25 protein-coding genes and 1 tRNA gene are annotated in these 26326 nt (G+C 36.6%); 23 read left to right on the forward strand and 3 right to left on the reverse strand.

All coding sequences use genetic code 11. The features are described 5' to 3' along the window. The first annotated feature begins 356 nt into the window (after nt 1-356). The 10 genes from CDOMF_RS03035 (at nt 357) to CDOMF_RS03080 (ending at nt 10496) form a co-directional block, all read left to right on the forward strand. Nucleotides 357-995 (forward strand): cupin domain-containing protein, encoded by a 639-nt coding sequence (locus tag CDOMF_RS03035; RefSeq protein WP_172128998.1) that lies wholly within the window; start codon nt 357-359, stop codon nt 993-995. A gap of 56 nt (nt 996-1051) precedes the next feature. Further along, nucleotides 1052-1429, forward strand: a complete 378-nt coding sequence (locus CDOMF_RS03040) for an MmcQ/YjbR family DNA-binding protein (protein ID WP_260952395.1) — start codon at nt 1052-1054, stop codon at nt 1427-1429. Then, a complete protein-coding gene (locus CDOMF_RS03045; protein ID WP_260952397.1) occupies nt 1426-1932 on the forward strand; it encodes a DNA-deoxyinosine glycosylase in 507 nt (168 codons plus the stop codon). Before CDOMF_RS03040 ends, CDOMF_RS03045 begins: the two co-directional genes overlap by 4 nt. A 24-nt stretch (nt 1933-1956) precedes the next feature. Then, complete coding sequence (locus tag CDOMF_RS03050; protein WP_260952398.1) at nt 1957-2601, forward strand: uroporphyrinogen-III synthase; 645 nt, start codon at nt 1957-1959, stop codon at nt 2599-2601. Nucleotides 2602-2835: 234 nt separating this feature from the next. Then, on the forward strand, nt 2836-4095 hold the full coding sequence (gene purD, locus CDOMF_RS03055) for a phosphoribosylamine--glycine ligase (RefSeq protein WP_260952399.1): 1260 nt from the start codon (nt 2836-2838) through the stop codon (nt 4093-4095). Next, nucleotides 4092-4544, forward strand: a complete 453-nt coding sequence (locus CDOMF_RS03060; RefSeq protein WP_260952400.1) for an RDD family protein — start codon at nt 4092-4094, stop codon at nt 4542-4544. The genes purD and CDOMF_RS03060 overlap by 4 nt, the downstream gene beginning before the upstream one ends. Beyond that, nucleotides 4534-6717 (forward strand): LPS-assembly protein LptD, encoded by a 2184-nt coding sequence (locus CDOMF_RS03065; RefSeq protein ID WP_260952402.1) that lies wholly within the window; start codon nt 4534-4536, stop codon nt 6715-6717. The genes CDOMF_RS03060 and CDOMF_RS03065 overlap by 11 nt, the downstream gene beginning before the upstream one ends. A 26-nt stretch (nt 6718-6743) precedes the next feature. Beyond that, nucleotides 6744-7418, forward strand: coding sequence for a phosphoribosyltransferase family protein (locus tag CDOMF_RS03070; RefSeq protein ID WP_169974493.1), 675 nt, complete (start codon nt 6744-6746; stop codon nt 7416-7418). After that, nucleotides 7419-9626 (forward strand): polyribonucleotide nucleotidyltransferase, encoded by a 2208-nt coding sequence (locus CDOMF_RS03075; RefSeq protein ID WP_260952404.1) that lies wholly within the window; start codon nt 7419-7421, stop codon nt 9624-9626. It abuts the gene before it with no gap. A gap of 18 nt (nt 9627-9644) precedes the next feature. Then, the gene (locus tag CDOMF_RS03080; RefSeq protein ID WP_260952405.1) at nt 9645-10496 is read left to right on the forward strand and encodes a universal stress protein; all 852 of its coding nucleotides are present in this window, start codon (nt 9645-9647) and stop codon (nt 10494-10496) included. Between the two features lie 74 nt (nt 10497-10570). Here the strand turns inward: CDOMF_RS03080 and CDOMF_RS03085 are convergent. Both CDOMF_RS03085 and CDOMF_RS03090 read right to left on the reverse strand, forming a co-directional pair. Then, a tRNA-Leu gene (locus CDOMF_RS03085) sits at nt 10571-10655 on the reverse strand. 49 nt (nt 10656-10704) lie between these two features. Then, a complete protein-coding gene (locus CDOMF_RS03090) occupies nt 10705-11007 on the reverse strand; it encodes a F0F1 ATP synthase subunit C (protein ID WP_169974289.1) in 303 nt (100 codons plus the stop codon). 255 nt (nt 11008-11262) lie between these two features. Here CDOMF_RS03090 and CDOMF_RS03095 point away from each other — a divergent pair, with 255 nt between their 5' ends. From CDOMF_RS03095 to argH, 9 genes are all read left to right on the forward strand, one after another. Then, nucleotides 11263-12597 carry a sodium-dependent transporter gene (locus CDOMF_RS03095; RefSeq protein ID WP_260952406.1) on the forward strand — a complete coding sequence of 445 codons (1335 nt, stop codon included), beginning with the start codon at nt 11263-11265 and terminating at the stop codon, nt 12595-12597. Between the two features lies 1 nt (nt 12598). Beyond that, on the forward strand, nt 12599-13933 hold the full coding sequence (locus CDOMF_RS03100) for a sodium-dependent transporter (protein WP_260952407.1): 1335 nt from the start codon (nt 12599-12601) through the stop codon (nt 13931-13933). Between the two features lie 31 nt (nt 13934-13964). Further along, nucleotides 13965-14459, forward strand: coding sequence for a TRAP transporter small permease subunit (locus CDOMF_RS03105; protein ID WP_260953118.1), 495 nt, complete (start codon nt 13965-13967; stop codon nt 14457-14459). Nucleotide 14460: 1 nt separating this feature from the next. Continuing rightward, nucleotides 14461-15783 carry a TRAP transporter large permease gene (locus CDOMF_RS03110; protein WP_260952408.1) on the forward strand — a complete coding sequence of 441 codons (1323 nt, stop codon included), beginning with the start codon at nt 14461-14463 and terminating at the stop codon, nt 15781-15783. Between the two features lie 92 nt (nt 15784-15875). After that, complete coding sequence (locus tag CDOMF_RS03115; RefSeq protein ID WP_260952409.1) at nt 15876-17297, forward strand: DUF4139 domain-containing protein; 1422 nt, start codon at nt 15876-15878, stop codon at nt 17295-17297. 133 nt (nt 17298-17430) lie between these two features. Further along, entirely contained in the window at nt 17431-19266 is a 1836-nt protein-coding gene (locus tag CDOMF_RS03120) for a biotin/lipoyl-containing protein (RefSeq protein WP_260952410.1), read from the forward strand. Nucleotides 19267-19335: 69 nt separating this feature from the next. Continuing rightward, nucleotides 19336-20913, forward strand: coding sequence for a phosphoenolpyruvate carboxykinase (ATP) (gene pckA, locus CDOMF_RS03125; protein WP_260952411.1), 1578 nt, complete (start codon nt 19336-19338; stop codon nt 20911-20913). Next, on the forward strand, nt 20882-22249 hold the full coding sequence (locus CDOMF_RS03130) for a CAP domain-containing protein (RefSeq protein WP_260952412.1): 1368 nt from the start codon (nt 20882-20884) through the stop codon (nt 22247-22249). Before pckA ends, CDOMF_RS03130 begins: the two co-directional genes overlap by 32 nt. A 12-nt stretch (nt 22250-22261) precedes the next feature. Next, entirely contained in the window at nt 22262-23641 is a 1380-nt protein-coding gene (argH, locus tag CDOMF_RS03135; RefSeq protein WP_260953119.1) for an argininosuccinate lyase, read from the forward strand. 48 nt (nt 23642-23689) lie between these two features. On the opposite strand, the gene CDOMF_RS03140 is transcribed toward argH, so the two are convergent. After that, nucleotides 23690-24043, reverse strand: coding sequence for a histidine triad nucleotide-binding protein (locus CDOMF_RS03140; protein ID WP_260952413.1), 354 nt, complete (start codon nt 24041-24043; stop codon nt 23690-23692). A 137-nt stretch (nt 24044-24180) separates the two neighbouring features. Between CDOMF_RS03140 and CDOMF_RS03145 the strand changes: the two genes are divergently transcribed. The 4 genes from CDOMF_RS03145 to CDOMF_RS03160 are packed head-to-tail and all read left to right on the forward strand — an operon-like array spanning nt 24181 to nt 26195. Then, nucleotides 24181-24540, forward strand: coding sequence for a hypothetical protein (locus CDOMF_RS03145; protein ID WP_260952414.1), 360 nt, complete (start codon nt 24181-24183; stop codon nt 24538-24540). A gap of 49 nt (nt 24541-24589) precedes the next feature. Beyond that, nucleotides 24590-24745, forward strand: a complete 156-nt coding sequence (locus CDOMF_RS03150) for a hypothetical protein (protein WP_260952415.1) — start codon at nt 24590-24592, stop codon at nt 24743-24745. Nucleotides 24746-24783: 38 nt separating this feature from the next. Further along, complete coding sequence (locus tag CDOMF_RS03155) at nt 24784-25053, forward strand: hypothetical protein (protein ID WP_260952416.1); 270 nt, start codon at nt 24784-24786, stop codon at nt 25051-25053. Further along, entirely contained in the window at nt 25053-26195 is a 1143-nt protein-coding gene (locus CDOMF_RS03160; protein WP_260952417.1) for a hypothetical protein, read from the forward strand. Before CDOMF_RS03155 ends, CDOMF_RS03160 begins: the two co-directional genes overlap by 1 nt. Nucleotides 26196-26326: the final 131 nt, after the last annotated feature.

Genomic DNA, 26326 nt, shown 5'->3' on the forward strand with positions numbered 1-26326 from the left:
ACTTTGGATGAATTATAAATGATAAAAAATATCAAAAAATGATATGGAGTACAAGCTAAATAGGCAATTTTATTTTTTAGGCTAATCTACACTATTTGAAATTATGAATTCCAAAAAAAATATAAAAAAGAACTTAAACTAGATGGATTTGTCGGTATTCGGTAAGCACAAGACTTTAACTTTAAACTGTTTTATGTATTGAATAGTAGAAGAGTAGGAGTAATTTATATAATTTACTAAATTTTAAAATCCAGCTTCTTTTATAAAATGTAAATAAATATCAATTCATTGATCTAAATCTACAAAAATATTTTTAAATCACACTATAATTGTCCGAAATTACCAAAGGGGTAAAAATGCCAAAAATATACAATATTAAAGATGAAATTTATTTCCAAAGCGGCGGTATAGTAAGCCAAAGGCTATTTTCAAGCAAAAATTTAGATATAGATTTGTTTGCTCTTGACAAGGATGAAGAACTTGACAAGGAGAAGAGGTTTGGCGATTCGCTGGCTTGGGTTTTAGAAGGAGAAATTTCACTTTTTTACGAAGATGAAAAATTTGATCTAAAGCAAAACGGCGGCTTTCTTATAGCCAAAGATTATTGGCGTAAATTTGAGACTAAAGAGAAAACTAAGATGATCTTAATAAATTTAAAGGAGAACGTGATGGTAAATCATTTGCCAAAGGCTGAAATTTTTAGTTTAGTTGATGCGATAGAGTATCAAGAGGGTAAGGTTGTGAGTAAAACTCTTGTAAAAAACGAGAACGGCACTATGACCCTAATGAGTTTTGATGGTGCACAAGGTCTTTCAACGCATGCCGCACCAGGAGACGCTCTTTTGGTGGCTCTTGACGGAGAGATGGAGCTTACTATAGCTGATGAAAAATTTGATATAAAATCAGGCGATAGTATCGTAATGCCAGGAAAGATACCGCATGCTTTAAAAATAAAAGATAAATTTAAGATGTTGTTAATAGTTACTAGAGATTAGTTTTACACGCCGCATATGGATTTTGGTATAATCCACTTAAAAAACGAGAGCGGTGGATGGGCGGTAGAAATTTAAAAGATAAGATAGTGTCGTATATCGAGGACAAATTTAATATCGCCCCTGAATTTATATTTCAAAGAAGCCCTAAAATAGCCATTTTTAGACATCCGAAAAATAAAAAATGGTTTGCCGCTCTCCTGCCCGTAGATGCCAAAAAACTAAATGAGAAAATTGTTAAGAAATATAGCGCCGAATTGAATATATTAAACTTAAAATGCGATCCGTCTCTTGCCTATATTCTTTGTGATAATGAGCGCATAATGCCCGCTTATCATATGAATAAAAAGCACTGGATAAGTATAAATTTAGATAGCGAAATTTCAGCAGAGCAAATTTTTGATCTCATAGCTCAAAGTTTCGAGCTAACAAGATGAATAGTTTGCTCACGCATCCATTTAAGCCGATTTTTGACAAAAACTCTAAAATTCTAATCTTAGGCTCATTTCCTTCGGTTGCTTCAAGAGAGCAGGGATTTTACTATGCCAATCCTCAAAATCGTTTTTGGAGAGTGCTTACGGCAGTTTTAGATTGTCAACTTCCAAAAAATACCGATGAGAAAATAGAATTGTTAATAAAGCATAAGATTGCAATTTATGACGCGGCTCTTGCTTGTGAAATAACTGGTTCAAGTGATGCCAAAATGACTAAGATAAGCCCGTCAAATTTAGAGCCTATATTTGAAGTTGCGAGCATTTCTCAAGTGTTTACAAATGGCAATAAGGCTTATGAAATTTCTAAAAAATTTCAAAATGAGCAGATTTTAAAAGCCACTAAAAAAGAGATCATAAAACTTCCTTCAACAAGTCCTGCAAATGCAAAATTTAGCCTTGAGAGGTTGCTTATAAGCTGGAGCGAGATAGGTAAAATTTTGATATAATCAAACAAAGTTAAAAGGTCTGCAATGCCTAGAATTTTCTTAGTTTCTAACACAAAGAGTAGCGATAAAGAGATAATAAATCTAAATCTTAGCGAGATTGAATTTTTAGAATTTAATCTGAATTTAGCTGTTTTTGAGGTGCTTGTAGTTACATCTAAAAATTCAATAAGCGCTTTAAAATTTAATGATATAAATATTGAAAAAAAAATTGTAGTTTACGCTATCGGAGAGCCTTGCGCGAAAGCCGCCAAAGAGGTTGGATTTGAGCAAATTTATATAGCCAAAAACTCTCACGGAAACGAATTTGCTTATGAGATCGCTCCTTTGATACAAGGCAAAAAGGCTTTATTTTTAAGAGCTCAAAAGACTGCTTCAAGAGTTGGCGAAATTCTAAAAGAAAAAGAGTGCAATGTGACTCAAATCATAGCTTATAAAAATATGTGCAAAAGATTAGGATTGGAGCATAAGCCAGAATCAAATTCTATCTTAATATTTACCGCCCCTTCGGCTGTAAATAATTTTATTTCAAATTTCGGCTGGGACGATAGTTATAAAGCCGTTAGTATAGGCAAAACCACAAGTAGTGAGCTAATTAAATTTACAAACCCAATAACTAGCGAAATTCAAAGCGTGGATTCTTGCATAGAGCTTGCTAAAACATTACTTTAAGCAAAATCACTATATAATTTAATTGCCTGAGTGATTTGGCAGTGTATTTTTTTGGGTCCAACACATTAGTATTGGCGAAGATGTGCGGTATCTGTGCGATGTGGCTTTGTCTGAACGCCCAAAAAGCGCGAGAAGTTGCAACCTAAAGGAAATCGCCTATTTGCAAGGTTGGCTTTAGTTTTAGGGTCACTTACTTACACACCGCTCACTTGGGTATTAAAATTTGGAGCTACTATGAATATCCTTATAATCGGAAATGGCGGACGAGAGTATGCAATAGGTCTTAAGCTAAAAAGCGAAAAAAACGTATCAAATTTATACTTTGCACCCGGAAACGGCGCTACTTCAAAACTCGGAAAAAACTTAAAATTTAAAGATTATCACGAACTGGCAAAATTTGCTAAAGAAAATAATATTACTTTAACTATTGTAGGCCCGGAAGCTCCGCTTAGTGAAGGAGTGGTGGATATTTTTAAAGAGCATGGACTTTTGATATTTGGACCTAGCAAAAGTGCCGCTAGACTTGAAGGCTCAAAGGTCTTTATGAAGGACTTTTTAGCAAGAAACGGTATAAAAACCGCAAAATATCTAAATACCGATGATTTTGATAGGGCTAGTAAATTTATAGACTCTTTAAATGTTCCTATCGTAGTAAAAGCCGATGGACTATGCGCAGGAAAGGGTGTAATAATCGCCAAAACAAAAGAAGAAGCAAAGTCTAGCGCAAAAGAAATGCTTAGTGGAGAGAGTTTTGGAGATGCCGGCAAATGCGTAGTAGTAGAGGAATTTTTAGACGGATTTGAATTAAGTTTCTTTGCGATCTGTGATGGAGAAAATTTTGTAAGCTTGCCTGTGGCTCAAGATCACAAAAGACTACTTGATAACGATGAGGGGCCAAATACAGGCGGAATGGGGGCATATGCTCCAAGCCCACTAGCTACAACTAAACTCATAAAACAAGTAGAAGAAGAGGTTGTAAAGCCTACTTTAAAAGGTATGAAATCGGAGGGTTATCCTTTTTGCGGAGTGCTTTTTGTAGGGCTTATGGTGGTAAATGATGAGCCTTACGTGCTAGAATTTAACGTGCGCTTTGGAGACCCAGAGTGTGAAGTATTGATGCCATTGATAGATGGAAATTTAAGTGAAATTTTACTAAATGCCGCAAAGGGTGAGCTAAAAGAGGTAAAGCTAAAGAATGAATTTGCGGTCGGAGTTGTAATAGCTAACAAAAATTATCCATATTCAAGCACACCGAAAGCTAAGATAGAGGTTTTAAAAGTGCCTCAAAACTCTCATATCGCATACGCTGGAGTTAGCGAAGAAAATGGCGAAATTTATGCAGATGGAGGCAGAGTGCTAGTATGCGTAGGGGTCGCTAAAAGTATAAAAGAGGCCAGAGATAGAGCTTATGAGCTTTGTAAAAATGTCAAATTTGAAGGTTCTCAATACCGCAAAGATATAGCTTGGCAGATGCTTGGCAAAGATAAAAAATGAGCCAAAATATCATAGATAAACTAGAACGCGAGAATATAACCTTAGCACCATTTAAAAAGCGCGCGCTTGCTTACGCCATAGATGAGCTTTTGCTCTCTATGCTATTTTTGATAATTTACTGGGATATGTTTGAGGGTGTAAAAAGCTATGAAGAGACTGTGATGATGACCTCAAATTTGTTGGTTCAAATTCTAGCTCTTAAGGTCGTATATCAAGCGTTTTTTACTTGGTATTACGGTGCTAGTATAGGCAAGATAGTGATGAAAATCATCTGTGTAGATACCGATTTTCTTGATAGGCCAAATTTTAAAATTTCTATCATTAGGGCGCTAATGAGAGTTGTGAGTGAAAATGTATTTTTCCTAGGATGTATCTGGGCGCTTTCTAATCCGCTTCTTCAAACTTGGCATGACAAATTTGCAAAAACAGTGGTGATTGATGTTTATTAGACTATTTTTTGTCTTAGTTGTTTCGTTTGTGAGCGTTTTTGCAAATATTCAGGACTTTGAACTGCTGGCAGATGACGTAAAACGCGAGGCAAATATAGTAACCGCAAATAAAAACGTGCTGGTTTATTCCAAAGAGTACATAATGAGTGCGGATAAGGCCGTATATAATCAAGATAGTAGAATTTTAGAGCTTTTTGGAAATGTAAATTTGATGCGTAGTAAAGAGGAGGTATCTCGTTGTAATTACGCAAAGATAGACCTAAACAGTAAAGATAGTAGCTACGAGGCCTTATTTCTCATGAATAAAGATATGGAAGTATGGATGCAAAACGACGAAAGCAAGAGCAACTCTAAATACTATGAAACTAGAGGTTCTATCGTATCTAGTTGCAACGTACAAAATCCGGATTGGAAGATAAAATTTAGTAGCGGAAAGTTGAACAAAGAGAGTAAATACCTACATCTTTATAATCCGGTCTTGTATATACACGATACTCCTATGTTTTACCTACCTTACTTTGGATTTTCCACTGATACTAGGCGAAGAACAGGACTCTTGTCTCCGGAGATTGGGTATAATAAAAATAGCGGATTTTTTTACAGGCAGCCAATATACATAGCCGAATACAACTCTTGGGATCTACAGTTTGATCCTCAGATTAGGACTCTTAGGGGATCCGGGCTTTATACGGTATTTAGATTCGCAGATTCTAATTATTCTGGCGGCTCTATCGGATTTGGATTCTTTGATGATAAAGATAGTTACAGGCAAAAACAGATATCTCAAAACTCTAATAGACTTCCTTTAAAAAACAAAACACATAAGGGCCTAGAAGTAAAATACGAACGCAGTAGGCTAGTAAAGCATCTTATAGACGGTGACTTGCAAGAGGGGTTGTGGCTGGATGCGACCAAACTTAATGATATAGATTTTATTAATTTAAAAAGCAGAAGTGGCGATAATAATGAGGAGAATTCGCTTATAACCTCTAAATTTAACTATTTTATAAGCAGCGATAAACATTATTTTGGTAGTTATGCAAGATATTATATAGATACCGCAAAAGTTGGTAATATAAATGAGAACAAAGATACTTTGCAAGAGTATCCCAGCTTGCAGTATCATAAATATACAGATAGTATGATACTGCCGAATATTCTTTATTCGGTTGATTTTTACTCTCGTAACTATACAAGAAAAATCGGTGTAGAGGCTACGCAGCATGAATTTAGCTTGCCGGTCTCAGTTCATATTCCGTTTTTACAAGATTATCTAACGTTTTCATATCATAACCACTTGTATGCAACTCAGATAAATTACTCAAATAAGATGTATAGACCTACAAGAGCCGAAGACAATAGCGCAAGCTATATAGAAATTTCTCATAAATTTTCACTTCACACAGATATTGCTAAGGCTTATGAAAGCTTTTATCATAGTCTAAATTTAGGAATAGACTATATAACTAGAGGCTACAGTAATGGAGAGCTTCCGGATGACTATAAGACTATAGAGTATGATCAAAATACTTATGTTTACGATATGTCCGGTAATAAGTATCAAAGCTTTATAAACTCTCCATATACTAAAGATGAGGTGGCTGCTAGACTAACTCAGTATTTTTTCAATCGAGACGGCAGAAAGCTTTTAAGACACACTATCTCACAAGGATACTACACTAAAGAGAGTAGATACTCTAATCTAAAAAATATCATAGGCTTTTATCCTATGACAAATTTATCATTTTATAATAAACTTGAGTATTCGCACAAGCATAAATATATTGAAAAGATACAATCAGGAGCCAATCACGATAATAGATATTTTGACTTAGGATTATGGCACACATACGAAAAAAAGAGCGACCAAGAGGTACAAAATTTTATAAGCGGGACAGGCTCTATAAATTTACCGCACAATTATAAGCTTCTTGGCAGACTTCAATATGATATACAAAGAGCATATACAAAAGATTGGAGGCTAGGTATTGTTCATAAGAGAAAGTGCTGGAATTACTCTATTCTTTATGAAGAAAAGATCGAACCTACAAGCACAAGCGGTGGTTCAGCCTCTAAAAAATCAAAGGGCATATATCTTATGGTTAATTTCTATCCTATGGGTGGCATTCATTATGACTTTTCACTTAGTGAAAGTTACGAAGAAGGCAGGTAGGTAGCGTGGTCAATCTAGATGATCTTATGTTTGAAAATCAGCTTGATGCCGCAAAAAAGTTACTTGAAATTTTACCTAAAAAAGAGCTTGTTCAAAATGAATATCTACTCATCTGCTCCTCTATTGATTCGGTAATTTTGGTAGATGTTATCGCAAGGGAGCTAAAGCTAAGCTATGAGATGCTTTTTACCGAGAGGGTTTTTGCTCCAAATAATCCTGAATGTGAAATTGCCATGGTTAGCGAAGCTGATGATATAGTTCTTCATGATGAGCTCATAAAATCATTTAATATAAGCTATGATTTTATATACGGAGAGGCTCAGAGAAAATATGAAGAAAAAATTTTAAAAAATGTTTATAAATACAGAAAGGGAAATTTAATCAAGAATTTAAAAGATAGAAATATATTGCTTATTGATGAGGGTTGCGAGACAGGTTTTACGGCGCTTACATGTCTTAAAACTCTGATTAAAGAGAGAGTAAAATCAGTTACTTACGCTACTCCTTCTATAGCAGTAGATGTTGCAAATGCACTTGCGCCGCTTGTGGATAATATTTTTGCAGTTCACAAAATAGTAAATTTTATAGATGTGGATTTTTACTACAAAAATAAGATCGAGCCAAAACCAGAGGTAATCCTCTCTATACTTGAGGAGAGCCCGTTTTATATACCATTACAAAAACAAGGAGATATCAAATAGATGCAGTATTCAATAGAAGTAAATAATCAAGTTGAAATTTATGATATAAATAAGGTTGCAAAACAGGCCAGTGGAGCCGTTTTGCTAAGAGTTAAAAACACTGTCGTTTTGGCCACTGTCGCTCGTGAAGATTCACAAGTGGAGGAGGACTTTTTGCCTCTAACGGTTCAGTATATAGAAAAGACCTATGCTGCAGGGAAAATTCCCGGCGGATATGTTAAAAGAGAGACAAAACCTGGTGATTTTGAGACTCTAACGGCACGTATTATAGATCGCTCTTTAAGGCCGCTGTTTCCAAAGGGCTATGCGTATCCTACGCAAATTGTGGTAATGGTATTATCTGCCGATCCGGAGGTGGATTTGCAAGTGGTCTCCTTAAATGCAGCCTCAGTAGCGCTATATCTTAGTGATATTCCTGTAAGTCAACCGGTTTGTGGCGTAAGAGTGGGATATATAGATAATAAATTTGTTATAAATCCTAGTAATAGCGAACTAAAAACAAGTGCGCTTGATCTTTATGTGGCCGGTGTTAAAGATGAGCTTTTGATGATAGAGATGAGAAGTATCGCTCAAGCAAAGAGTGAAGCGGTACCTATGATGGCGATTGATCCTATGATGGATCCAAATATAAATGACGGAATAATATTGCAGCAAGATATGAACGAGTTTAGCGAAGATTTGATGCTAGAGGCAATAGCTGAAGCAGGTAAGGCCATACTTAGAGCATCTAACGCATACGAAGAGGCGTTTTTGGCCCATAAAAAAGAGGACGCACAGCTTGAGCTAAAACCTGAAATCGAGAATGAAAGCATTGCTATTTATCTTGATGAGTTTTATAAAAAAGAGGTAAAATTTGCGATCAATCAAATGGCAAAAAGCGAAAGAGCTAGTGAGCTTGGAAAGATAGCTAAGCAAATTTTTGCCGATGATGTGGCTCAAAAAGAGGGCTGGAGTGAGGATGTGATAATGAATGTCCTTGGCAAATTTAAGAAAAAGATAGTTAGAGAGCAGATTATCAACGAGAAAACAAGGGCTGACGGCAGAGGGCTTAAAGACGTGCGTCCAATCTCTATTGAGACAAATATATTGCCAAATGCTCACGGAAGTTGTCTGTTTACAAGAGGTCAGACCCAAGCTCTTGTGGTGGCGACTCTTGGAACTGATAGTGATGCGCAAATGTATGATATGCTAACTGAAAAATCGGCTGTTGTTGATAAATTTATGTTTAACTATAACTTCCCTGGATTTAGCGTCGGTGAAGCCAGTCCTCTAAAAGCGCCTGGTAGACGCGAACTAGGGCACGGAAATTTAGCTAAACGTGCTTTATCTCCTAGTATAGATATCAATTCCCCTTATACTATTCGCTTAGTTTCTGAGATTTTAGAATCCAATGGCTCAAGTTCTATGGCTAGCGTTTGCGGTGGTTCATTAGCACTTCGCGCCGCAGGTGTAAATAGTGCAAAACTTGTTGCCGGCGTGGCTATGGGACTTATATTTGAAGGTGATAAACATGCCGTTTTGACCGATATAATGGGTCTTGAGGATCACGACGGAGATATGGACTTTAAGGTTGCGGGTAGCAAAGATGGCATAACCGCACTTCAGATGGACATAAAGCTTGGCGGAATTAGTCTGGAAGTGCTAAAAGAAGCTCTTGAGCAAGCTAAAGAAGGCAGGCTTCATATCTTAAATTTGATGGAGAAAGCAGATGAAGAGATTGCTGTAAATGAAGAAATTTTACCTAAGCTTGAGTTATTTAGCGTAGATCCTGGCAAGATAGTTGATATTATCGGTCAGGCTGGAAAAACTATAAAAGAGATTATAGAGAAATTTGAGGTATCAATAGATCTTGATAGAGAAAAGGGTGAGGTAAAAATCGCAGGAGCTCAAAAGACAAAGGTTGATGCGGCAAAAGATTATATTATCCAAATAGTCTCAAAAGATGGCTCTAAAAATGGCTTTGGTGGCGGAAAGAGAAGAGATAACAGAGATAAAGAGAGGTCAAAACCTACATTTAATATTGGCGATGAATTTGAAGGAGAAGTCAAAAAAGTAGTCGATTTTGGCGCCTTTGTGGGATTAAAGGATGGAGTTGATGGACTGCTTCATATTTCTAAAATCTCTACACCTCTAAAAGAGGGAGATAGGATCAGAGTAAAAGTAAGCGAGCAAAAAGGGCATAAAATTTCCCTTGTTTTAGCTGAGTAAATTTAAAAGGAGAGTATCGTGCAGTATAAGAAGTTGTTTTTCCCTGTAGGCGCAGGAGATGATGTAAAAGAGCGTATGTATGGTGCTTTGCTTATAGCCAAACATTTTGATACTTATGTAGAAATTTTGGCTTCTCAGCTTGATCCAAGCGTTGTTTATAATATGAAAATGGCTCTTAGGGGCGGTGTTTTATATGAGGAGTTTTTAAAAGCCGCCCATAATGAGCTTAAGATGGAACATAATCAAAACGAAGAGATCTTTAAGAAGCTTTGCGTGGAGCTTGATATTGAAATAAGCGATAAGCCAACAGGCAGAGCTAGCGCAAATTTCATTACAAAAAGTGGCAAAAGAAGTGTTTTGGTAGAGCAGGAGTCTAAATTTTGTGATATGGTCATAGCTGCGGTACCGCTTGATGGAAAGATAACCGGCACATTTGAAGCGGCAGTGTTAAAAAGCGGAAAAACCGCTATTACAATACCAAGAAATTTAAAAAAATTTAGCACAGATAATATTTTGGTTAGCTGGAATGGGTCTATCCAAAATTCGCGTGCCCTCTCAAGCTCGATAGAGCTTTTGAAAAAAGCCAAGAGGGTTCATTGTATAACTTGTAGAACAAGTCTTAACGATGAGTCTGTAGAGGAGAATTTAAAGAAGCTTGAAAAATATTTAGATATCCATGATATCAAGGCTACTTTTGAAATAGTGACTACTACGGCAGTGCCAGGAGAGGCTCTTTTAAAGAGTGCAAAAGATGGGAATTTCGATCTTATAGTAGCCGGAAGACATGGTGAAAACGGATTTCTAGAAATATTTTTGGGCGGTACATCTAGATATTTTCTTAAAAATACTACAATTCCTGTATTTATGTAAAAGTGCAAAGGGGCAATTTGCTCCTTTTACTTTATAACTTTCTATTCTATTTTTATCAATTTTAATAGTTTTAATGGTGCGATCAGCGAGATTTGAACTCGCACACCTACTGGCACTACCCCCTCAAGATAGCGTGTCTACCAATTCCACCATGATCGCAACAGAAGTAAAATTAAAGAAGAGTCAGCCCGTATATTGGGCTGAGTTATTATAACATTGGGTTTGCGTAAAGAAGGATCAAACAAATAACAAGAGCATAGATAACTTGTGCTTCGATCATCGCAAGAGCAACGAACATAGTTGTCATAAGTTTGCTTCCGATGCTAGGGTTTCTAGCTGTTCCTGTAATTGTTGCAGAAGCTGTATTTCCCATAGCTATAGCGCCACCAAAAGCTGCTATACCTAGAACTATAGCCGCAGCAAGAACTGTGTAAGATTTTAGCATTTCGCCACCATCTGCTGCAAATGCGAAAGAAGCAAATGCCGCCATTAGAAAAAGAAACTTTTTCATGAATTCTCCTTAGAAATTTAAAGCCATTTCGGATTTATCCCCTACTTTGAAACTTTTTGAACTCGTATTTTATATAAAATTAGCTTTGAATTACTTAAAAATTTAAAAAATAGGAAACATAATGAAAGTGTTACAAATTTACAAAATATTTTTATATTGTTTCGTTTTTTACTATTCTATTAATCAAATTTAAAAAATTAAAAGTTTTTTTATGATAATGTAAAATCCAAATTTTATGAATCTCAAGGTTAATCCGTGCAAGATAAATTCTCAAAAATAGGCTTTGTATTAGCGATGGCAGGATCTGCCGTAGGTCTTGGAAATGCTTGGAAATTTCCTACAATGGTTGGCAATAACGGCGGTTCAGCCTTTATAGTCCTTTATTTGGTTTTGACTTTTGGTATAGCCTTTGTCGCATTTTTAGCAGAGCTTAGTATAGGAAGGCTTGGCGAAACAGATCCTGTGCACTCTTTTGAAAAACTTGCTCCTAAATATAAAAAACAGTGGTCTATGGCAGGATTTTTTATGATAGGAGGAGTGCTTATAGCTTCTTTTTATCTACTTGTCATAGGATGGATATTAAAATATATATTTTTGAGCTTTTCAAGTCTTCCATCTACTACCGATGAGGCTGGTGCGGCATTTGGAAATCTTATAACTAATGATTTTGTAAGCTCGGCCATGTGCTTTAGCATAGTATTTTTTATCGTATTTTATGTAGTCTCAAAAGGTATAAAAAGCGGCATAGAGAAGCTAAATGTATGGATGATGCCATCGCTTTTTATTTTGCTTTTAATCATGCTTGCCTACTCTCTTACTATGGGCGATGGATTTTTTAAGGCTGCTGAGTTTTTATTTGTGCCAGATTTTAGTAAAATCACTCCAGATATTGTTCTTCAGGCATTAGGACTTGCATTTTTCTCACTTTCTATGGGTGTTTGTACTGTGCCTACATATGCTGCTAGCTTGCCAGATGGAACAAATTTGGTCAAGTCAACACTATCTATCATATTTATTAATATCTTGGTTGGTATTATGATGGGACTTATAGTGTTTACTTTTGTTTTTGCATATAGCGGTGATACTACTCAAGGAGGACCAGGGCTAATATTTGTCTCTCTTGCCACACTTTTTGCTAAACTTGGAGTTGTAGGCAATGTTCTTGCTGTAGCATTTTTTACATCGCTTCTTTTTGCTGGTATTACAAGTGCGGTTTCTATGATAGAACCTTTTACATTTTATCTTATAAACAAGCTTAAAATTTCTCGTAAAAGAGCCTTAGTATATATAGCCATCTTTGTATATAGCTTAGGGATTGTTTGCATACTTTCATTTTATGAACCTACATCATTTAAGCTGCTTGGAAAACCATTTTTTGATATATTGGACTATTTGACCTCAAATATTATAATGCCAGTAGGTGCAATTACATTTAGTATATTTGTGGGTTTTGTGCTCAAAAAAGAGGGTATATACATATTATTTAGCGGTTTTATGAGTAAAACCATGTTTGAGATATGGTATTTCTTGCTACGATTTGTAATACCTGTTGCTATTTTGGCCATTATGATATATCAAATTTTAAAATAAAATGAGTGATAAATTTTCTAAAATAGGTTTTATCCTATCTATAGTAGGTGCTGCCATAGGGCTTGGTAATGCTTGGAAATTTCCGTATATGGTAGGAAGCAACGGAGGCTCCGCCTTTGTGCTTTTGTATCTTATTTTTGCCGTCATAGTTGGGCTTAGTATATTTTTTGCAGAGATGGCTATGGGTAAAATTTCAAATTCGGATCCAGTAAATGCATTTAAAAATTTGGCTCCGTCAAATTCCAAATTTTGGGGATTTGCCGGCATAATGATGATAACAGGTGTATTTATAGCATCATTTTATACACTAATTATAGGCTGGGTTATGAGATATGCCATCTTGTCTTTAGACTCTTTGCCTTCTCGGATAAGTGACTCCGCTCAAAATTTTACCAAATTCATATCAAGCGATATCTTAGGTCAAATTGCATATTTTAGTATAGCGCTTTTTGCCTATTTTATAATCCTTGCAAAAGGTGTAAAAAAAGGAATAGAACGCATAAATTTATGGTTGTTGCCAGCTTTTTCTATTATTTTAATATTGATGCTAATTTACTCAATGCAGATGAGCGGATTTGGCGAAGCCACTAAATTTTTATTAGTGCCTGATTTTTCAAAGATTACTGGTGAAGCCGTATTTATGGCGCTTGGACTTGCATTTTTTACTATGTGTGTAGGAATTGGCGCGATAATTACCTATTCAACCAGTCTTGATGATAAGACAAATTTGTTTACATCATCTCTATATGTAGTTATTCTAAACATCGTATTTAGCGTTGTTATAGGACTTATCGTATTTACATTTGTATTTGAGTTTAACGAGCAGCCAAGTCAAGGAGTAGGACTTGCTTTTATCTCGCTTCCTACGCTTTTTGCTAAGCTTGGAGCTATAGGAAATTTACTAAGCTTTGCGTTTTTTACAGCCCTTGTTTTTGCGGGACTTACATCTGCTATCTCTATGGTAGAGCCTTTGATATTTTATATAACAAAAGAGTTTAAAATTTCTCGTTCTAAAGCCATTTTTATAGTGGGGGCGAGCGTATATATTTTAGGAGTTCTTTGCGCTTTATCAAATATAGAAAATTTTAAAGATCATCTAACTTTCTTTGGCAAAGGGTTTTTTGACATATTAGACTATATAAGCTCAAATATTATGCTGCCACTTGGAGGTATAGTTATCGCGATTTTTGTTGGATTTTTTATGAAAAAAGAGAGCTTGAGTGCGCTATTTGTACCATATATGGGAGCTGTGATTTTTGAAATTTGGTATTTTTTACTTAGATTTGTTGCTCCGACTTGCGTTGTGGCGATTATGATTAAGCAGATTGTGGGGTAGGATTGTGGAAGAAAAACTTTTAGAAGCGGAGATGTTTTTTAATAAATTAGCTAATATCATCGGGTGTATTTGTATGTTTGTTATGCTATTGATGATAGTTGATGTGTTTTTCAATGTCATTGCAAGATATTTTTTTAAATACGGAAACGTTGGACTTCAAGAGCTTGAGTGGCACTTTTTTGCGATTATTATTATGCTTGGCATGAGCTATGCTCTAAAAGAGGATGTGCATGTAAGAGTCGATGTATTCTATGAGGGATTTAGTCCTAAAACAAAGGCCTTAATCAATATGCTAGGTGTTATATTTTTTATACTTCCTATCGCGCTTTTAGTCTCTTGGCTTTCGTTTGATTATGTAGTAGAGGCTTATGAATCCGGTGAAGGAAGTAGCGATCCAGGTGGGCTTCCTTATAGATGGATTATTAAGGCGTTTATTCCTTTATCATTCTATCTTTTGATATTTTTTAGTATAGGATATTTTATAAAACATCTAAATTTATATATAGCAGCTAAGAAAAGAGGGTAAAATGACTGGTATAGTTATGTTTATAGCCGCTCTTTTGATGCTTGGTATAGGCTTTTCTGTCGCTTTTACATTTGGAGCTGTTGCGGTTCTTTTTGGTCTTATTGGTGGCATGGTTGAGAGCTTTGGAGATGGTGGCGGCTTTATTGGCGGACTTGAAGTTTTTAAAGAGATGTTTGCTTTTATGCCATATAGAATTTTCTCAATCATGGAGAATAAAATTCTCATCGCCGTTCCACTATTTGTGTTTATGGGTATTGTTTTACAAAAGACAAAGCTTGCTGAGCGTTTGCTTGAATCAATGGCGTTTTTGTTTGGTGAAATTCGCGGTGGTGTGGCTATAAGCACTGTTTTAGTAGGAGCTTTGCTTGCGGCTTCAACAGGAGTTGTTGGCGCAAGTGTCGTCGCAATGGGTGTTATGAGCCTTCCTGTAATGCTTAAATATAAATACAATAAATCTTTAGCCTGTGGAACCATATGCGCATCAGGAACTCTTGGGCAAATCATTCCTCCATCTATAGTGCTTATAATTTTAGGCGATGTGTTTTCCGTGCCTGTGGGCGATCTTTTTAAAGGCGCAGTAGCCCCGGGACTAGCTCTTGTAGGTATTTATGTAGCTTATATTCTTATTATCTCTTATCTGCATAAAGATTATGCTCCGGCTGTTATTGAAGAAAGTGAAATCCCTAAAAGTAGACAAATTTTAAATGCTCTCAAGGCTATCTTGCCTCCTCTTGTGCTTGTATTGCTTGTTTTGGGTTCTATATTTAACGGTATTGCCACACCTACTGAGAGCTCTGCATTTGGTTGCGTAGGAGCTCTAGTTTTATCCATATTTTATAAGACATTTTCATTTAAAATGCTAAAAGAAACCCTTGAAGAGACTGTAAAAACCACGGCCATAGTATTTACTATCCTTGTCGGTGCAACTGCTTTTTCAATGGTTTTTAGCTATACGGGAGGAGATGAGATAGTAGAAGAGGTAATGTCAAATTTACCCGGTGAAAAATGGGGTTTTATACTATTAACCATGATTGTAATTTTTGCTCTTGGATTTTTTATAGATTTCGTTGAGATATCATATATAGTTTTGCCTATTTTAGTGCCGATAGTTGCAAATTTGGGTATCAATCCTCTATATTTTGCCATTATTGTGGCTATGAATTTACAGACTTCGTTTTTGACTCCGCCTTTTGGTTTTAGCCTGTTTTATCTAAAGGGAGTGGCGCCATCGTCTATAAAAACTACAGATATTTATAGGGGGGTTATACCGTTTATAATTTTGCAGATTTTGGTTTTGGCGGCATTTTTAGTCATACTTTTATAAATTATACAAAATATTATTGATAAAGAGTTTTTAAATTCAAATATTAATCCTGAAAGAGTATAATTAACTCAGATTCTAGATAAGGAGTTAATATGAAAGAAATTGCTATTACGTCAGCACTTATACTTTGTGCAATGGCCGATGAAAACCTGCTTGAAGTCTATAAAAATCAAAGCTTTTTGCATCAAAATTTTACAAACCAAAAGAGCTCTTTTAGTATAAATTTGCCCGAAAATATCAATCAAAACGATATTGACGTGTCAGCTTCGTGCGAGCTAAGAAGCATTATCTTAAAAGAGCCCGAACTCATTAAAAATAAGATTTACGAGCAGTATGAGGCAGATGTTAAAAAGCTTTCTTTGCTTAATAATAAGCTTGTTGCGCTTGATGAGAAATTTAAATTTATCACTATTACAAATCCTATCAAGGTGTCAAATGTCGAGAATGTAAAATCAGATAGCGATAAATTTTATGATGCGGTTTTGCAAAATTTAAACGAACAAACATCTCTAAAAGAGGAGATTAAAGAGCTAAATAAGAAGATAAATGCTTATAATCTAAAAAAAATTAAAAAGGCCGATCTTGACTTTGAATGCGATCCAAAGTTTGTTAAAATTTCATATCCTGTAAAGCTTAGCATTAATACGCAAAACAAAGTTTTAGCGGATACTACAAAATCAAAAATTTATATAGAGCAAAATTTAGTGGTAAAAAATCCTTTAAGTATCGATATAAACAATCTGACTATCGTGATGTATCCATTTTATTATTCGTCAAATTTAACTCCGCCTAAATTTAATCCTTGGTACGAGGGCAAGCCTGAACCCGAAAGAAGCTCTGCTAGGATGATGCAAGAATCCGTTGCCATGATGCCTTTGGATTCAAGTAGTAAGCGCGCATACAGTAGTGATATAGAGAGTCAAAATATACAAAACACTCTTGCCAATGTTTGGAAAATTTCAAGAGTAAATTTAAAAGCTGACGAGGAGAGTGTATTTAACTACGATAAGCAAAATTTAGACGCTAAATTTGAGATTGTTATAGATGGATATAGCGGCTCAAATGCCTATATAAAGGCAAATTTTATTCCGTTGAAAAGTATAGAATATGCTCTTGCTACATTTAAGATAGACGGCGTAAGTATCGGCAAGGCTTCAAATTTTAAGGCTGAACCAAATAGCGAGAGTCATGTCTACTTTGGTAAGAATGATCTAATAAATGTGAAAAAAGAGAAAAATACAAATTTTACTAAAGAGTCGTTTTTTGGAGCAAAGAGTAAAATTTTGGAAGGCTATAACTACGAGGTTAAAAATAATTCAAATTCGGCATGGAGCGTAACTTTGATAGATAGACTTCCTGTGCCTACGCATGAAAGTGTAAGTGTATCCACCAAAAACAATCCAAAAGAGAGTGAGATATCTAAAAAAGGCGAGATAAGCTGGAAATTTTACCTAAATCCAAGTGAGAGTAAGCATATAGAATTTTCATATGAGCTAACTAAGCCTAGCAAGTAACCAGTTTAAAGTTTATAAAGAGAATAGGATTATAATTTTTAATTAAAGCAAATAAAGATAGAATTATCGGCGATATATTTTTATATTGCCAGTCTATTTTAAGACCAAATTTATAGAGTGAAAAAGGTAGCTTATGCCAAAGAAGTTTATAGATGTGATGGATACCACCTTTAGGGACGGATTTCAGTCCGTATTTGGTGCAAGAGTTCTTATGGATGACTTTTTGCCTGCGGTTAGCGCGGCGAAAGAAGCCGGTATCACACACTTTGAATTTGGCGGTGGAGCTCGCTTTCAAAGCCTTTATTTTTATCTGAACGAAGACGCCTTTACTATGATGGATAAATTTAGAGAAGTCGTAGGAGCTGAGGCAAATTTGCAAACTCTAAGCAGAGGCGTTAATACCGTAACTCTTGATACGGGAAGCCGCGAGCTTGTCGATCTTCACGCTAAACTTTTTAAAAAGCACGGCACGACTACGATTAGAAATTTTGACGCGCTTAACGATGTGGAAAATTTAAAATACTCAGGCGAGAGGATAGTTCATCACGGGCTTAAGCACGAAGTTGTAGTAACTATGATGGATCTGCCTCCCGGATGTGTGGGCGCTCATGATGTGGCGTTTTACGAGCGAATTTTAAGGGAAATTTTAGACGCAGGCATTCCTTATCATAGCGTTTGCTTTAAAGATGCAAGCGGCACAAGCAGCCCGCAAAAAGTCTATGAAACTATCAAGATGGCTCGCAAGCTACTTCCTGAAAAAACTCACATTAGACTTCACACTCACGAAACCGCAGGCGTTAGCGTGGCGTGCTATCTAGCTGCACTTGAAGCAGGAGCCGACGGCATCGACCTAGCGGCAAGTCCTGTAAGTGGGGGCACAAGCCAGCCTGATATACTTACTATGCTGCACGCTTTAAAGGGCAAGGAATTTGACCTTGGCGGACTTGACGTGGAGAGGGTGCTAAAATACGAAAGAGTACTGAAAGAGTGCCTAAAAGACTACTTCATCCCGCCAGAAGCGACGGAAGTAAGCCCGCTGATACCGTTTTCTCCTATGCCGGGCGGCGCACTAACTGCAAATACTCAAATGATGAGAGATAATAATATCTTAGATAAATTTCCTGACGTGATAGACGCTATGCGCGAAGTCGTAGAAAAGGGCGGTTACGGCACATCTGTAACTCCTGTGAGCCAGTTTTATTTCCAGCAAGCTTTTAATAATGTTCTGTTTGGCAAATGGAAGAAAATCGCCGACGGATACGGTAAAATGGTGCTTGGATACTTCGGCAAGACCCCATCAAAGCCTGATAAAGAGGTTGTAAAACTTGCAAGCGAGCAGCTAGGACTTAAGCCTACTAAAGAAAACGCCATAGATATAGCCGATCGTGATGAGACAAAGTCGGTAAAATTCACAAAAGAGCTTCTTGAAAAAGAGGGCATTAAAACAAGTGAAGAAAATATATTTATCGCAGCAGCCTGTAAAGAGAAGGGAATTGCATTCTTAAAAGGCGAGGGCAAGGTAAATGTGCGCAAAATTTCGCAAACCGTTAGTGAGCAAATTTGTGTTGCTAAAGAGAGCAGAGAGCCAATAAATGAAAAATATAACGTCGTAGTAAACGGCAAGAAATTTGAGGTTGAAATTTATGATAGCGCAAGCGGAGCGGTTGAGGTTAAGAGCCTAAAGCCTGCAAGCGATGCTATGCTTCTGCCGCCTGAAATTTCGCCTGCGGGAAGAAAATCTACTAACGAAAACGGCAGCGGTGAAGCGGTGCTAAGCACACTGCCAGGAAATGTCTTTAAAATTTTAGTTAAGGTCGGTGAAAAGGTGACAAAGGGTCAAAAGATGTTTATCCTAGAAGCCATGAAAATGGAGATAGAAGTAGTAGCTCCAAAGGATGGCGTAGTAAATTCAATCGAAGTGGAGGTTGGACAAACGATAAAGAACGGGCAAATTTTGGCGAGGATTTAGGTGGTTTTGGCTGATATTTTGCTAGAAATTTGAGCTAAAATCAACGATAAAATTTAAAAAGGAAAAACAATGGTAAATGAGATTGAAAAACTAGGCTTGAGAGACGTTAAAAACGTCTATTATAACCTAAGCTACGACGAGCTTTTCGAGCACGAGAAGAAAAATAACGAAGGCAAGGTAAGTAGCAACGGAACATTTATGGTTGATACGGGAATTTTTACCGGAAGAAGCCCTAAAGATAAGTATTTCGTAAAGCAAGATCCAAGCGGCAAATACATCGCTTGGGGCAAAGTAAATAAACCGATATCAAAAGAGCTTTTTGACAAACTTTTAAAAAAGGCTAAAGAGCAGCTAAGCGGTAAGGAAATTTACGTGCAAGACGCGTTTTGCGGTTCAAGCGATAAGAGTAAAAAATCGGTTAGATTTGTAACCGAGGTTGCTTGGCAAGCGCATTTCGTAAAAAATATGTTCATAAGACCAAACGAGGTCGAGCTAGCTAAATTTAAGCTTGATTTTGTAGTTTATAACGCTTGCAAATGCTCAAACGAAAACTACAAAGAAGACGGATTAAATTCAGAAGTTTTTGTTATCTTTAACGTGGAAGAAAACGTCGCGGTAATCGGCGGAACGTGGTATGGCGGAGAGATGAAAAAGGGAATTTTTTCTATGATGAACTACTGGCTTCCGCTTGAAGGCAAGCTAAGTATGCACTGCTCTGCAAACGTAGGAGTTAATGGCGATACAGCGCTATTTTTCGGTCTTAGCGGAACAGGCAAAACCACTCTTTCAACCGATCCGCACCGCAAACTGATCGGCGATGACGAGCACGGATGGGATGATGACGGAGTGTTTAACTTTGAAGGCGGCTGCTACGCAAAATGTATAAACCTTGATCCTGAGAGCGAGCCTGAAATTTACGGCGCTATCAAACGCAACGCTCTTCTTGAAAACGTCGTAGCGGACGCAAACGGAACGGTTGATTATAAAGACGGAAGCAAAACCGAAAACACACGCGTAAGCTATCCGATCGAGCATATAGAAAACCACGAGCCAAGCCTAAGCGCAGGTCATCCTGAGAACATTATCTTCCTAACGGCAGATGCATTTGGTGTGCTTCCTCCGGTTGCAAAGCTTACAAAAGAGCAGGCGATGTATTATTTTTTAAGCGGATATACGGCTAAAGTTGCAGGAACAGAGCGCGGTATAACCGAGCCTGTGGCAACATTTTCAGCTTGCTTTGGCGAGCCGTTTATGCCGCTTCATCCAACCGTATATGCCAAACTTCTGGGCGAGAAGATCGATAAGCACAACGTAAATGTATATCTTGTAAATACGGGCTGGAGCGGCGGCGCTTACGGAGTTGGCAAAAGAATGAGCATAAAGGCTACTCGCGCTTGCATAAACGCCATACTTGACGGAAGCATCAGAGAGTGCGAGTTTGAGAATTTTGAGAAATTTAACCTTGCTATCCCAAAAGAGCTAGCAGGTGTTGAAACAAGACTTCTAAACCCGATAAATACGTGGGAAAATAAAGACGAATACATCGCGATGAGAGATAAGCTTGCCGCTATGTTTGAAGCAAATTTCAAGCGATATGAAGATGTGAAAGAGGGCGTTGAATACGCAAAAGCCGGCCCTAAAGCTTAAATTTGGGCTGATTGGAGTCTGGCTTGTTTTACTTGCGGGTTGTGACAGCAGTTACGACCCTACAAGGCTTAAAGAGGCAAGCCAGCCTGAATTTTCTTACATAAGCGACAGTGACGCGCTTAGCTACTTAAACGACTACCGAAGAGGCTCAGGACTGTTTGGGCTTAAATTTAACGAAAGCCTAAGTCTAGCCTCAAAAAATCACGCCGAATACAGCCTAGCTCACAATCATATGGGGCACGATGAAAGCTCTGGTCTTGCTAAATTTACGGGCTCAACGCCTAGCGAAAGAGCAAAAACAGCAGGCTATAGCTCTATGCATGTGCTTGAAAATATAGCTTATAAGAGCGATTTTATAACCTCCATAGACGGGCTTTTTTCGGCGATTTATCATCGCTTTGCCTTTTTAAATTTGAGCGTAAATGAAGCAGGTTTTGATGCGGCAACTTCTGATAAATTTAGCGCTTATGTCTTTTTGATGGGCAACTCCGAACTTAACAGCTTTTGTAAGAGAGGCGTAAGCGATAACGGCTCGGGAAGATTTTACACAAATGTTTGCGGAGATAAAAACGTCAAGATCAAAGACAGTAGGCTTGAGGGGTTTTTAAAATCAACAAAGCAGCATGTAAAATTTCCCGATAAAGTGCCTGTGATGCCTTATTTTAGCGGAGAGATTCCCGATCCTTTTCCTGAGTGCAAGATCACTGCAAACCCTGTTAGTATAGAGTTTAACGAGAGTTTAAAAGATATAAAATTTGTAAATTTTGAGATTTATAAAGGCGAAGAAAAGCTTAGGAATTTAAAAATTTTAGATCAAAAAAGCGATATAAACCGCAAATTTTCATCTCATCAGTTTGCGGCGTTTTCAAGAGAGGTATTTAGCTTTAACACCGATTACACCGCAGTTTTTAGCTATACGCAGGAAAATGAACCTAAACAGATAAAGTGGAATTTTAAGACCAAGACGCTTAAATTTCCTTACTTTGAAGCAAACGATGGCGATGTGCTAAGCGTAAAGCCTGATATGATATATGAAATTTTCTTTCGCCCAAAGGATTGTAATGATCTGCTTACGAGCTACTCCTACAACTCGTCCGCGCTTTTAAATTCCGAAGTTAAGCAAAGCGGAACAAACACCCTAAGCGTGAAGTTAAGTGGTATGCAAGGCGATATGCTTACGATAAAGACGAGCGGTGGAGATGAGGTTAAAGTTAGGCTTAGCGCAAGTTCGCCAAAAGCGCAAAAAGAGCGTAAAGAATATATCATAAAATCCGCTCTCATGGTGCTTGGCGTGATAATCGTGTTTATAATAATAGGTAGAACATTAAGGAGGTAGGAAGTGAAAAAGATGTGGTCGGGAAGATTTAGCGAGGCTAGCTCAAGGCTTCTTGAGGAGTTTAACGCCTCTATCGGCTTTGATAAGAATTTGTATCGCGAAGATATCGCAGGCAGCAAGGCTCATGCTAAGATGCTTGGAGCTTGCGGGATTTTAAAGCCTGATGAAGCGGAGGCCATCATAAAAGGGCTTGACGCGGTTTTAACCGAGATAGAAGAGGGTAAATTTGAGTTTAAAATCGAAGATGAAGATATCCATATGAGCGTGGAAAAGCGCCTAAGCGAGATCATCGGAAGCGAGCTTGGCGGCAGGCTGCATACGGCGCGCAGTAGAAACGATCAGGTCGCGCTTGATTTTCGCCTTTATGCGCAGCGCAGTTCGCTTGAAATCATGAATGAAATTTACTCTCTCATCTCTACTCTAAACTCTCTTGCGAGCAGACATCTTGATACGCTAATGCCTGGTTTTACGCACCTTCAGCACGCTCAGCCGATCAGTCTTGCTTATCATCTGCTTGCGTATGCTTTTATGTTTAAGCGTGATCATGAGCGATTTTCAAGCTCATATGGGCGAAATAACCTTTGTCCGCTTGGCTCAGCCGCACTTGCAGGCACGCCTCACCCTATAGATAGGGAGATTGTAGCGCGCGAGCTTAAATTTAGCGGTGTTACGCAAAATGCGATGGATAGCGTTAGCGACCGCGACTTCGCACTTGAAATTTTATTTAACATAAGCGTGCTGATGACGCATGCTTCAAGGCTTTGTGAGGAGCTGATACTTTGGAGTTCGCAAGAATTTGGCTTTGTTACGATTAGCGATACGTATTCGACCGGAAGCTCGATCATGCCTCAGAAGAAAAATCCCGATGTAGCCGAGCTTATCCGCGGAAAAACAGGGCGCGTAAATGGAAATTTGATAGCGCTTCTAACCACCATGAAAGGGCTGCCGTTAGCTTATAACAAAGACATGCAAGAGGATAAAGAGGGTGTCTTTGATAGCGTTCACACCGCACTTACTTCGGTTCATATCTTAAATGAGATGATGAAAGAGGCGAAATTTAACGAAAAAAATATGCTTGAAGCTACCAAAAAAGGGCATTTAAGCGCAACCGATCTGGCTGATTTTTTAGTGCGCGAAAAAAATGTACCGTTTAGAACCGCTCATTTTATCACCGGCAAAGCGGTTGCAAAAGCTGAAAATTTAGGCGTTGATCTAAGCGAGCTTAACTCTAAGCAGCTAAAAGAAGTAGATGAAAATTTAGATGAAAATGCGGTTAAATTTTTGGATTTATATGCTTCAAAAGAGGCTAGAACTTCGCTTGGCGGAACGTCAAATTTAAGCGTGCAAAAGCAGATGAATTCGCTTAACGAGTGGCTTAAAGATTTAAGATAGAGTTTAACAAGTAGGCGAGCATGATAGCACGGCTCGCCTATAAAATATTTAAAAAGTTGATTGCGGATCGGTAGCGGCGTCAGTCCAGTTAAGTTTTGCTCCGCCAAGCATATGAAAATGCAAGTGCATAACCTCTTGACCGCCGTTTTCGCCGTTGTTTGTTACTAGGCGATAACCGCTTTTATCAAGCCCCATAAGAGTTGCGACCTCTTGGATAAATTTAGTCATCTCGCTCATTAAGCCCGCATCCATCTCTTGGAAATTTTTAAAGTGCTTTTTAGGGATGATGAGGATATGGATAGGCGCTTTTGGATTGATGTCGTTAAAAGCTAGAAATTTATCGTTTTCAAGAACCTTGTTGCAAGGGATTTCGCCTGCTACTATCTTTTCAAAAATTGTCATGATTTTCTCCTGTTTGAAATTTTCAAATTATAACAAAATATAGTATAAAATTGAGCCTTGTTCCTGTAAGCAAAAATTAATATATATATATATACTTCTAAATAGATAAAAAATATTTTTAAAATAAAGGATTAATAATGGTTTGCATCCTTTCTATTGAGACTCAGTATTATCAAGCTATTGAAAGGCTTCTAGGGGGTAAGCAGGAAAGCTATACAGATGTGATCGTATTGCTTACTAAGCATCTTGTGGAATCTAAAATGCGCAAAATGCAAGATATATTAGGAACCGAAGATATATGGTCTGTATTGTCATCAGAAGGATTTTCTGTACCTAACGATGAGATTGATAGCGCTAGACAGCTTGTAGATTTAGTTGGTAATTTTGAGGTGCCAGATAATCCGGCTTATACCTCTAGGGATGTAGATTTAGAGTTTCTTAAAAGCTCGCTAGATAAGCTTTTGATGATTTCTTCTTTTATTGAGCAACTTCAATAAAATATATTTTTTAGTTGCTATTAATGAATTATTGCTAGGAGTTGTTAAGATGATAGAAAATCAAGAATTAATTATTGTTATGCTTATTGTTGCTATTTTTGTTGGCTGGATTAATAATAAAACCAATGATAAGAAAGTGCATACAGAATATAATAATGTGCTTGCTAAAGCAATAAAAAAGCTCATAGTAAAATTAACAATATAGATGAAGCTAGAAAATTTGTATATGAACAGCTTAATTTTATGTATTTTTTTTATGATAGTGATATTTTATGTAAAAGTTTTATAGATATGTCGGGCATTCCAAAATATGAGTTTTATAATGCAGATTTATTTAGTTGCGATACTGAAGCTAGCGATGTAATTTATGATCTTTTTGAAGAAGGATTAGCTCCGTCAATAGACGGCAAGATTGCTATGCAGATTATTACGCTTAGTGTTATGTTGAAATACAACATAGGAAATTCAGAAAAAATAAAAGAGTGTATTCTCTCAAATTATGGGAGGATATAATGTTTGGTGATAAATATACATTTTCTGAACTTAGAGAGGAAATATCTCTTCATCCTGCCAGCAGTCAAGAAAAAGAACATATTAAAGTTTTAATATCAAATATTGTTTATAAAATTACAAACCAGAACAAAGCAAAAATATTTATATATGAGCAACTAAATTTTATATATCAGTTCTATGAATTTGATAGTATGTGTAAAGATTTTATTGATAGAATAGGTATTTCAGTAGATGAATTTTGTAATATTGATTCAAAAGAATACGAATCAGAAACTAATAGTATATTAAGCTATAAAGGAGATTTTTATAACTTTCTGGATGTCATGTTTATTGTTGTTATATATGTTATGAAGCAATACAATATTGGAAATCCTGAACGTGCGAATATATTTTATAGAAAAAGCACAACGAAATTTTTGGAGCCTATAACTATACAAATAAATAAGCATCCTACTGAAGCTTATTTTTATGGAGAAGACTTTATAGATATAAATTGGTGTCCGTTATCAGGATATTCTAAAATCAATACTGCAATGAAGCAAAGTTTTTTGAATGAAAATAATTTTTATATATCCAAATACGGATTAACTAATATTTCGGCAATGGATAATCTTGATAATATGATTAATCTTATTACCGGTCGTGTGAGTGAGGTAGATTGTTGTAGAAATGAAACAATAACAGCTAAAGAATTGGTGGTTTTAAGCAAAATATCTGAATATTTTTTAAATCTTGATTTTCAAGATAAAATAAAAATTTTAACAGAGTGTATAGGATTTGCTAAAATGCCTTTTGCTATCAAAAATAATAAAAGCGGTGTAAATATTCATTTTTTTATCTATCACTTTATGACAGAACCGTCATTATTTGAATTTTTTATAACAGATGATGAAGAAGGAAGTGTTGCTAGAATATGTAAATTTCACCACGGCAAGCGATATGATATGCTAATTCCTGTCAATAAAACATTAGATAATGTTTTATTTGCAAGCATGAATTATATACTTCAACATGTTTATGCTGATGTTCATAATTTAAATTTTAATACTGATAATAATTTGATAATGAAAGAGATGCAAAGACTAGAAAGATTTAAATTTAGATCTATAAATGAGATTCCTATTTTTAGTAAAAGAATTTAATCTATATCTTTGCTAATTAATTTTAACGATTGATTAGGATTAAATTCTTTGTATGCTATTGTTGTATTGTCTGTTTTATCAACACTTCAAAAAATTTTAGCTAAAATATCTCAAAATTTAATACAAGGTAA

Source organism: Campylobacter sp. RM16187 (genome assembly GCF_025319965.1).
Taxonomy (GTDB): Bacteria; Campylobacterota; Campylobacteria; order Campylobacterales; family Campylobacteraceae; genus Campylobacter_A.